General features: G+C 71.0%; 6 protein-coding genes and 1 pseudogene. 3 read left to right on the top strand and 4 right to left on the bottom strand.

The features are described from left to right. Positions 1–145 precede the first annotated feature (145 nt). The 4 genes from ACZ7OO_RS32905 to ACZ7OO_RS32890 all read right to left on the bottom strand — a co-directional run bounded on the left by ACZ7OO_RS32905 (position 146) and on the right by ACZ7OO_RS32890 (position 6,091). The gene (locus ACZ7OO_RS32905; RefSeq protein ID WP_471510418.1) at positions 146–652 is read right to left on the bottom strand and encodes a MarR family winged helix-turn-helix transcriptional regulator; all 507 of its coding nucleotides are present in this window, start codon (positions 650–652) and stop codon (positions 146–148) included. A 102-nt stretch (positions 653–754) separates the two neighbouring features. Continuing rightward, a complete protein-coding gene (locus tag ACZ7OO_RS32900) occupies positions 755–3,130 on the bottom strand; it encodes an ATP-binding cassette domain-containing protein (protein ID WP_471510417.1) in 2,376 nt (791 codons plus the stop codon). Positions 3,131–3,893: 763 nt separating this feature from the next. After that, on the bottom strand, positions 3,894–5,201 hold the full coding sequence (locus tag ACZ7OO_RS32895; RefSeq protein ID WP_471510415.1) for a hypothetical protein: 1,308 nt from the start codon (positions 5,199–5,201) through the stop codon (positions 3,894–3,896). Continuing rightward, on the bottom strand, positions 5,198–6,091 hold the full coding sequence (locus tag ACZ7OO_RS32890) for a carbohydrate ABC transporter permease (RefSeq protein WP_471510414.1): 894 nt from the start codon (positions 6,089–6,091) through the stop codon (positions 5,198–5,200). Before ACZ7OO_RS32890 ends, ACZ7OO_RS32895 begins: the two co-directional genes overlap by 4 nt. A 241-nt stretch (positions 6,092–6,332) precedes the next feature. On the opposite strand from ACZ7OO_RS32890, the pseudogene ACZ7OO_RS32885 reads away from it, so the two are divergent. The 3 genes and pseudogenes from ACZ7OO_RS32885 (at position 6,333) to ACZ7OO_RS32875 (ending at position 9,275) form a co-directional block, all read left to right on the top strand. Continuing rightward, positions 6,333–6,787 (top strand): annotated as a pseudogene (locus ACZ7OO_RS32885) (IclR family transcriptional regulator). Positions 6,788–7,016: 229 nt separating this feature from the next. Further along, positions 7,017–8,009: a phospholipase D-like domain-containing protein gene (locus ACZ7OO_RS32880; RefSeq protein WP_471510412.1), complete on the top strand. Its 993-nt coding sequence runs from the start codon at positions 7,017–7,019 to the stop codon at positions 8,007–8,009. 429 nt (positions 8,010–8,438) lie between these two features. Continuing rightward, positions 8,439–9,275 carry a PaaX family transcriptional regulator gene (locus ACZ7OO_RS32875; RefSeq protein ID WP_471510410.1) on the top strand — a complete coding sequence of 279 codons (837 nt, stop codon included), beginning with the start codon at positions 8,439–8,441 and terminating at the stop codon, positions 9,273–9,275. Positions 9,276–9,399: the final 124 nt, after the last annotated feature.

Raw genomic sequence — 9,399 nt, 5'->3', positions numbered from 1 at the left:
CTTTCCCCTACAGAAAAAAACCCCCCCTCACCCCTCACCCCCCCTCCGAGACCACAAGCCCCTTCCCTCCCCCACCCCGTCCCCGGGGCTCATGCATGGGGGGCGTTGAACCCCACGGACTCCTCAGCCCGTCGGACGCCGGCTCCTAGCGTCGGCGCCAGGGCAGCGCCTCCTGTTCGTCGCTGTCGGCGTCCATGCTCTGGAGCGCGGCGTTGATCGCCTCGCCGATCGCGGCGAACTGGGTCACCTGCTCCGGGGTCAGGGCGTCGAAGACGGCTCGGCGGACCGCCTCCACGTGGCCGGGGGCCGCGCGCTCCAGGAGGCCCATGCCCTCCTCGGTGAGGACGGCGAGCTGATTGCGGCGGCTGGCGGGATCCTCCTGGCGGTCGACGTAGCCGGTCTCCTGGAGGCGGGTCACCGCGTGGGTGAGTCGGCTTCGGGTGATCTTCAGGCGTTCGGCGAGCTCGGACATGGTCAGGCTGTGATCCCTGACCGAGGCCAGGTGGGCGAGCAGGGTGTAGTCGGCATGGGTCACGCCCGCATCGCGCCGCAACTGGCGGTTCAGGTGGTCGGACAGGTGCGTGGAGAACTGGACGTAGGCGAGCCACGCCCGTCGTTCCTCGGCGTTCAGCCGGCGTGGCGTCGTGGTCATGCGCGTACCGTAACGACTTACGTTTGAATATTCAAACTTCTCGGCGGTGCGCAGGGTCCGCTGGTGGCGGAGTTCCTGCGCGTCGCGGCGGGCTGGGCGCGGTCAGCCGCCGACGTACTCGGCGAGGTGCTCGGCGGTGAGGGTCGTACGGGCGGCGACGAGGTCGGCCGGGGTGCCCTCGAAGACGATCCGGCCGCCGTCGTGACCTGCGCCGGGGCCGAGGTCGATGATCCAGTCGGCGTGGGCCATGACCGCCTGGTGGTGCTCGACGACGATGACGGACTTGCCGGAGTCGACCAACCGGTCGAGCAGGCCGAGGAGTTGCTCGACGTCGGCGAGGTGCAGGCCCGCGGTCGGCTCGTCGAGGACGTAGACGCCGCCCTTGTCGGCCATGTGCGTGGCCAGCTTGAGGCGCTGGCGCTCGCCGCCGGACAGGGTGGTGAGCGGCTGGCCGACGGTGAGGTAGCCGAGACCGACGTCCTGGAGCCGCTGCGCGATCCGCTGGGCGGCCGGGACGTTCGCCGCGTCCGCCGCGAAGAACTCCACGGCCTCGTTCACCGACAGGCCCAGCACCTCGCTGATGTCGCGGCCGTGGAGTTCGTAGTCGAGCACCGAGGTCTCGAACCGCTTCCCGTCGCAGTCCTCGCAGGTGGTGGCGACCCCGGCCATCATCGCCAGGTCGGTGTAGACGACGCCGGCGCCGTTACAGGTGGGGCAGGCGCCCTCGGAGTTGGGGCTGAACAGGGCCGGCTTGACGCCGTTCTCCTTGGCGAAGGCCTTGCGGATGGGTTCGAGGAGCCCGGTGTACGTCGCCGGGTTGCTGCGCCGGGAGCCGCGAATGGCGCCCTGGTCGACGGAGACGACCCCGGCGCCGGCCGGGATCGAGCCGTGTACCAGGGAGCTCTTGCCGGAGCCGGCGACGCCGGTGACGACGGTCAGGACCCCGAGCGGGATGTCGACGTCGACGCCCTGGAGGTTGTGGGTGCTCGCGCCCCGTATCTCCAGCGCCCCGGTGGGCTTGCGGACGCTCTCCTTGAGGGTGGCCCGGTCGTCGATGTGGCGGCCGGTGATGGTGCCCGCCTTGCGCAGGCCTTCGACGGTGCCCTCGAAGCAGACGGTGCCGCCGCCCGCGCCGGCACCGGGGCCGAGGTCGACGACATGGTCGGCGATCGCGATGACCTCCGGCTTGTGCTCGACGACGAGGACGGTGTTTCCCTTGTCGCGCAGCCGTAGCAGCAGGCCGTTCATGCGCTGGATGTCGTGCGGGTGCAGGCCGGTGGTGGGCTCGTCGAAGACGTAGGTGGCGTCGGTGAGCGAGGAGCCGAGGTGGCGGATCATCTTGGTGCGCTGTGCCTCGCCGCCGGACAGGGTGCCCGCCGGCCGGTCCAGCGAGAGATAACCGAGGCCGATCTCCACGAACGACTCCAGGGTGTCGTGGAGGCTCTTGAGGAGCGGTGCCACCGACGGCTCGTCGAGGCCCTTGACCCATGCGGCCAGGTCGCTGATCTGCATCGCGCAGGCGTCGGCGATGCTTGTCCCGCCGATCTTCGAGGAGCGGGCGCCCTCGTTGAGGCGGGTGCCGTCGCAGTCGGGACAGGTGGCGAAGGTGACCGCCCGCTCCACGAACTCGCGGATGTGCGGCTGCATCGACTCCTTGTCCTTGGAGAGCATCGACTTCTGGATGCGCGGGATCAGACCCTCGTAGGTCATGTTGATGCCCGCGATCTTCATCCGGGTCGGCTCGCGGTGCAGGAAGTCGTACAGCTCCTTCTTGGTGAACTTGCTGATCGGCTTGTCCGGGTCGAAGAAGCCGGACTCGGCGTAGAGGCGGGAGTTCCAGCCGCCGCCCTTGTAGCCGGGGACGGTGATCGCGCCCTCGTTGAGTGACTTGGTGTCGTCGTAGAGCTGGCCGAGATCGAGGTCGGTGACGGCGCCGCGGCCCTCGCAGCGCGGGCACATGCCGCCGGTGATGCTGAAGCTGCGGCGCTCCTTGACCTGCTGTCCGGCGCGTTCCACGGTGACGGCGCCCGCGCCGCTGATGGAGGCGATGTTGAAGGAGAACGCCTTGGGCGAGCCGATGTGCGGCTTGCCCAGGCGGCTGAACAGGATACGCAGCAGCGCGTTGGCGTCGGTGGCGGTGCCGACGGTGGAGCGGGGATCGCCGCCCATCCGCTGCTGGTCGACGATGATCGCGGTGGTCAGTCCGTCGAGGACGTCGACCTCGGGGCGGGCCAGATTGGGCATGAAGCCCTGGACGAAGGCGGGGTAGGTCTCGTTGATCAGCCGCTGCGACTCGGCGGCGATGGTGTCGAACACCAGCGAGCTCTTGCCCGAGCCGGAGACTCCGGTGAAGACGGTCAGCCGGCGCTTCGGGATCTCGATGCTGACGTTCTTGAGGTTGTTCTCGCGCGCTCCGTGCACACGGATCAGGTCGTGGCTGTCCGCCACGTGCGGCGCGGACGCCTGCGTCTCGGTCATTCTGGCCATGCTCAAACCCGTCTCCATCCGCTGCGCGGGGCCTCCGTCGACGGCCGCCACGCTAGCCGGGGTGGAACACTAGCGCTTCTCCATTACTGACCGGCCCCGCCGCCCGCCCTGCTCCGGGCGGGGGGGCGCGGGGCGGGTGTCAGCGCAGGGGCGACCTCCCGTCGCCGGCCAGGGTCTCCAGCGCACGGCGGTCCGGGGCCGCCGTGTGGTCGCTGTGCGCCCGCAGGACGGCCGCGGTCGGCAGGTGACCCCGGCGCAGGGTCCGGGCGGCGGCCGAAGCGCCGGGCGGCGAGGTGTCCGGCGGCCAGGGCGTCGCCCGCCCTGACCGGCTTGAACGACCTCGACGGCGGGTGCCGCAACGGCGTACCGCTGCCCGTCCACGATGGCGACGGCCGGCCCAGCACCGTCCTGGACGACCGGTTCCGAGGGCACCGGGAACAGCTTGCGGGGGCAGTCCGGATCGTGGTCCCCCTGAGGGCGCCCGCTGCGGGGAGGTCTCCCCCGCATCGGCGGCGCGGACCAGATGAGCAGTGCACCGGTGCCGAGTCGTGCCGGGCGGCGGCGACGGGGCGGGTCGGCGAACCGGCTGGGGGTCAGGTTCTCACCGGCCATGGGAGTCGCCCCCCATGGGCGCGGGGTCCTCCTCCGCGGGCGTGGAGCCCCCCTCCGTGAGCGCGGGGTGCCCCGCCGTCCGCACCTGCGGGATGGCGCTGGCCGGCGCCACGCGCCGGCCAGCGCCGAGGTCGAGCAGCAGTTACATCGCGTCCAGGCCGGGCTGGTCGATCCAGTACTTGAACCCGGTCAGCGCGCGGCGCACCGCTTCCCGCTGTCCCGGCTGCCAGTCGGTGCCGGGGATGCGGTGCCAGAGGTGGACGAGGCTGACGGCTTCGAAGTCCGCGCAGTCGGCGCGGTCGGCGCGCATCGCCAGCGGCCCGTCCAGGTCGGCCTGGTCGAGTGGAACCTCCGGGTCGAGGACGTGCCGGGCGAGGGCCCGGGCCGCGCCGGGGGCGGCCCGGCCGACGTGCTGCAGCAGTTCGGCACGCCATGCGGCGGGATCGCCGGCCGGCTCCGCACGGCGCTGCGGGGGGAGGGTGGCGACCCGCGCCACCCGGAACACCGGGGCCAGGGCGTCGTCGGCGGTGATGCGCAGCACGTTCTCGCCGGTGTCCAGCATCGACGCGGCGTTCTCGGTCTCCGGGGCGCGTCGGGCCAGTGCCACCGGTGCGGTTCCTTTGTCCGGCAGGACGACCGGTTCGGCGGGGCGGCCGTCCACCGACACCAGCAGGCGTCCGCCGGCCGGACCGGAGATGCAGGTGCGGCCGTCGGCACAGGCCCACGGGCCCACCGCGAGCGACTCCAGCAGCTGCTCGGCGGTGCGGGAGCGGTACTCGTCGGCTCCCGGAGAAGGCAGGACCACGCGTACCGGGAGGCCGTCGACGCGCAGGCTCGCCACATGGCGGACCTCACGGAACGCGACCTGCCCGGTGGCGAGGTGCACCGTCGTCGAGCCGGAGCGCAGCCGGACGCGGACGCGGTGCCGAACCGGCTCCATGTATCCGAAGTCGTCACCGGAGAGCACCGGTTCGCCGTCGACGAAGAGCACGAAGGGGCCGGTGCAGCCGACTTCGAGCTCGCGGTACTCGGCCTGGTCCACTTCCAGCACGGTGCCGGCGAGCGCGTGCCGGTATTCGGGGGTGAAGCAGAACCGGCTCCAGTCGAGCAGGCCGTCCTCGCCGGTGTGCTCGCGCCGCCAGTGCGCCGAGGAGGGCGGATCACCCGCCGTGCGGGTCCAGGTGAACGCCGTGCCCTCGGCGAGGTCGGGCAGCGGCTGTTCGGTGAGCAGGGGGTGCAGAGCGTGCAGGCGGCGCTTGAGCGGTGCGACGTCGGGTCCGTTGGTGAGCACCCAGCGGCCGTCGTCGCCCCACGGGCTGCCGGTGGCGGACAGCACCCGCGCCAGGTCGTCGCAGGTACTGCTCCAGGCGGGGCTGACCAGCCAGTCGCGCACGAAGCCGCGACGGTCCGGCGAGTGCACCGTGCGGCCGGTGGGCTGAGATGACGTCACTTGACCGCTCCCTGGGAGATTCCGGAGATGATGTGGCGTTGAAGCAGCAGGTAGACGATCACGACCGGCACGATCGACACCACTGACACGGCGAGGATCTGGTTGAACGGGATGGCCTGCTGGCTCGCGAAGCGGGCGATGGCCACCGGCAGGGTCTGCTTCGACTCGTCCTGGGCGACGATCAGCGGCCACAGGAAGTCGTTCCAGCGCCAGATGACGGAGAAGATGGCGAGCACGGCCAGCGCGGGGCGGCTCAGCGGCAGGATGATCCGCAGGAAGATCCTGAACTCGCCCGCGCCGTCGACGCGGGCCGCCTCTATCAGCTCGTCGGGCAGGGTCAGCATGTACTGGCGGAGCAGGAACACACCGGTCGGGGTCGCCGCCGACGGGATGATCAGGCCGAGCAGGGAGTTCGTCATCCCGAGGGAGGAGACCACCTGGTAGACGGGCAGCAGGATCACCTGGAGCGGGATCATGATGGTCGACAGGGTGGCGAGGAAGAGCAGGTTGCGGCCCCGGAAGTTGTACTTGGCCAGGGCGTAGGCGGCCATGGAGTTGATCGCCAGGGTCAGCGCGGTGGCTGCCGCCGTCACGATCACGCTGTTCGTCAGGTACTGCGCGAAGTCGAAGGCGCGCAGACCGGTGGTGTAGTTGGCGAGGGTCGGACGGTGCGGCCACAGGGTGGGCGGCGCGGCGGCGAGTTCCTCCCGGGTCTTGAAGGAGGAGAGCGCGGCCCATGCCACAGGGGCGAGGACGGCGAGCGCGCCGACGGTGAGCAGGACGGTGCGGACGACGGACGCCGTGCCCGGGGTACGGCCGGTCGCCGAGGTCCAGACCGGCCCGGACCTGCCGACGGCGGTGCGTGCCCCGAGGGGTGCCTGGATGCTCACAGGGCCTCACTCCGCCGGCCGGCCAGGTAGTTCAGGAAGGTCACGGCGAACACCACACAGAAGAGGATCACCGCTACCGCGCTGGCCATGCCGTACTCGATCGGGTACCTGAAGCCGTGCTGGTAGATGTACTGGACGATCAGGGTGGTGGCGCCGACCGGGCCGCCGCCGCTGAGGGTGAAGATGTAGTCGAAGGCCTGGAAGCCGACGATGACGGCTGCGGGACGCCACCACCCACACGGTGCACCTGGCGCTGCGCGACGGCGAGCGGGCCGTCCACGTCTACAAGCTGGAGGGGCTGCGCGGCTACGAGATGCGCTCCCGGGTGGGTCAGGCGATCCCGCTGCACTGCACGGGCATCGGTAAGGCCCTGCTGGCGGTCCTCCCCGAGGACGAGGTCAGGGGATCCTGGCGCGGGCGGGCACGACGGCCGTGCCCCCTCGGACCATCGACGCCCCGGAGGAACTGCGCCACCTGAAGGAGGTGGCGCGCCGCCGCTACGCGATCGACAACGAGGAGAACGAGCCGGCCACGAGGTGCGTCGGGGCGACCGTGTACAACTACCGCGACACCCCGATCGGCGGCATCAGCATCTCGTCGCTGGCCTTCGAACTGGGCGGCAGGCGCGTGCGGGTGCTCGCGCCGCTCGTCGTCGGCGCGGCCCGCGAGATCTCTCAGGCCCTCGGTCACCGCTGACCCCGGGCGCGGCATTCTGCCCGGCCAGGCCCGGCTACGAAGATTTTGCGTTCTCGCGGGACACCCATGAACCGGCCTCGACCAGCCCGGAGTCCGCTTTGGCCGCCCCTACGGCCTACAGGTAACGGCGAGTTCACCAAGCTCCCCTTCCTCGGCAGTCTACGCGCGTGGTGTCATGCGCACGCTCACCCACCCCCCACGTGAGCGTCAACTCGACTAGGAGTCACGCATGCTGTCGAAGCTTCTCGGTCGCGCGGGAGTCGCCCTGGCGGCCACCGCGGCCGTGGTCGCCGCCGCGGTCCCCGCGAACGCCGCGAGCTACACCGCGTTCGCCTTCTCGCTCAGCAGCAGCGAGCCCACGATCTACGACTTCATCAACTCGGCCACCAGCTCACTCGACATGACCATGTACGAGCTGGAGGACACCACGGCCGTCAACGACCTCATAGCGCTGAAGAACAAGGGCGTCACCGTGCGGGTGGTCCTGGACCGGGCCCACCAGAGCGCCAACAGCTCCGCGTACAGTGCCCTGACCAAAGCGGGCGTGGGTGCGGTGTGGTCGCCGTCCAGCTTCGTCTACACGCACCAGAAGACCATCACGGTGGACGCCACCAAGTCGCTCGTCCTGACCGGCAACCTGACCTCGCAGTACTACTCGACCGGCCGGGACTACGGGGTGTTCACCGACGACACCCGCGATGTCGCCGCGATCGAGAAAGTGTTCGCCGCCGACTACGCCGGTACCTCGGTCACCCCCACCGACGGCGACCACCTGCTCTGGTCCCCCACCGACTCGCGCAGCCGGCTGCTGTCCGTGATCAACGCCGCCACCAAGACCCTCGACGTCGAAGAACTGGAGTTCAGTGACAGCACGGTGGTCAACGCGATCGTGGCCCGGGCCAAGGCGGGCGTGAAGGTGCGGGTGGTCCTGGAGACACCGAGCAGCTACTCCAGCGAGGTCTCCGCGGTCAAGGCCGCCGGCGGCACGGTCGTCGGCTACTCCGACCCCAACGGCTTCTACATCCACGCCAAGGCCATGGTCGGCGACTACGGCCTGTCCACCCAGGAGGTGGAGGCCGGCTCCATGAACATCAGCAGCAACTCCCTGTCCAACAACCGGGAGCTGGGCATCATCCTCACGGGCACGGGGGTGGCGCAGTCGGTGGCCACGACCGTCGAGACCACGTTCAACAGCGACTACCAAGGCGGCACCGCCGCGTAGCGGACCGGACCCCGGCCCCGCCCCGGCCCCACCCCGGCCCCGCCTGCGCGCGGCCGGGGCGGGGCTCGCCCATAGGGGCAGGACAGCGGCGTTGACGTGAGCGACGCGGTCGCAGCGGCCAAGGCGGCGTCGAACCGGGCCCGGAAGAAGCGGTCACACCACGCCAGGTGACCGGAGCCGTCAGCGGGGTTCGGCGAGGGTCACACGGGCGACGAGGTGCGAGGGGGGAGGACAGCCTCGTCGGGCTCGCACGCCGACGACCTCCGCCGTACGATCCCCCTCGCCCGGCTGCTCGGTGTGGGGCGCGGCGACTCGTGCCGAGGGCGACATCGCCGTCCGGCGCCGCGCAGGCCCACCCCCGTGACCAGTACCGGAAGCGCGATCAGACAGCCCGTCGTACGCCCGCCCGGTGGCCGTAATCTTGCGGACGTGAACGCCGAGACCGTGCCAGAGCCCCTGGACTCCCCGCAGCTCCGCCCGCAGTCGCTGCTGCTCGCCTTCTTCGGCAACCATGTGCTGGAGCAGGGCCCGCTGGGTGTCTACTCGGGCAGCATCATCACGGTCCTGGGCCGGGCGGGCGTCGGCGAGCAGGCCGTGCGGTCCACGCTCACCCGCATGGTCAACAGAAACCTGCTGCAACGGCAGCGGCAGGGGCGCAAGACGTATTTCGGGCTGACGTCCCTCGCCACGCAGATCCTGCACGACGGCCGGCGGCGCATCTGGCAGACGGGCGCCGTCAACGACGACTGGGACGGCTCCTGGACCCTGCTCGGCTTCTCGCTGCCGGAGTCCTGGCAGCGCCAGCGGCACGACCTGCGCTCGCAGCTCGGCTGGTCGGGGTTCGGGCCGCTCTACAGCGGGCTGTGGATCGCGCCCGGCCGGGTGGACGTCTCCGCCGTCGTCGCCGAGCTCGGACTCTCCGCGCACGTCAAGATCTTCCACGCACTGGCCGACGAGGCGACGGACATCGACGTCATGATCCGCGACACCTGGGACCTGGGGTCGATCGCCGCCCGCTACGAGGACTTCCACACCCGCTGGGAGGCTTGGCGCGCCGGACCCGGCGACGACCCGGTCGTCACCCGGCTGCGCCTGGTCAGCGAGTGGCTGGGCATCATCCGCACCGACCCACGGCTGCCCGTCCGGCATCTGCCCTCTGGCTGGCCGGCCCGCCGGGCGGAGAGCACGTTCCACCGGGTCGCGGCCGAGACCGAGGCCCCGGCCCGCCGGATGGCCGCCGGTCTTCTGGACACCACGCCCCTGTGACCCTCCCGCCCCGTTCGACCGCAGCGCGGCTCTCGCGGAATCCCCTGGTCAGCTTGGATCACCGCCGATCTATGCTTCTTGGAGCAGGAGGTTCGCCGGACCGTCGAAGGGGAGGGTGCCCGTG

The sequence above is a fragment of the Streptomyces sp. NPDC111744 genome (assembly GCF_055634995.1).
The sequence above is the reverse complement of the archived record's forward strand: the minus strand, read 5'-3'. Positions and strand labels throughout refer to the sequence as shown.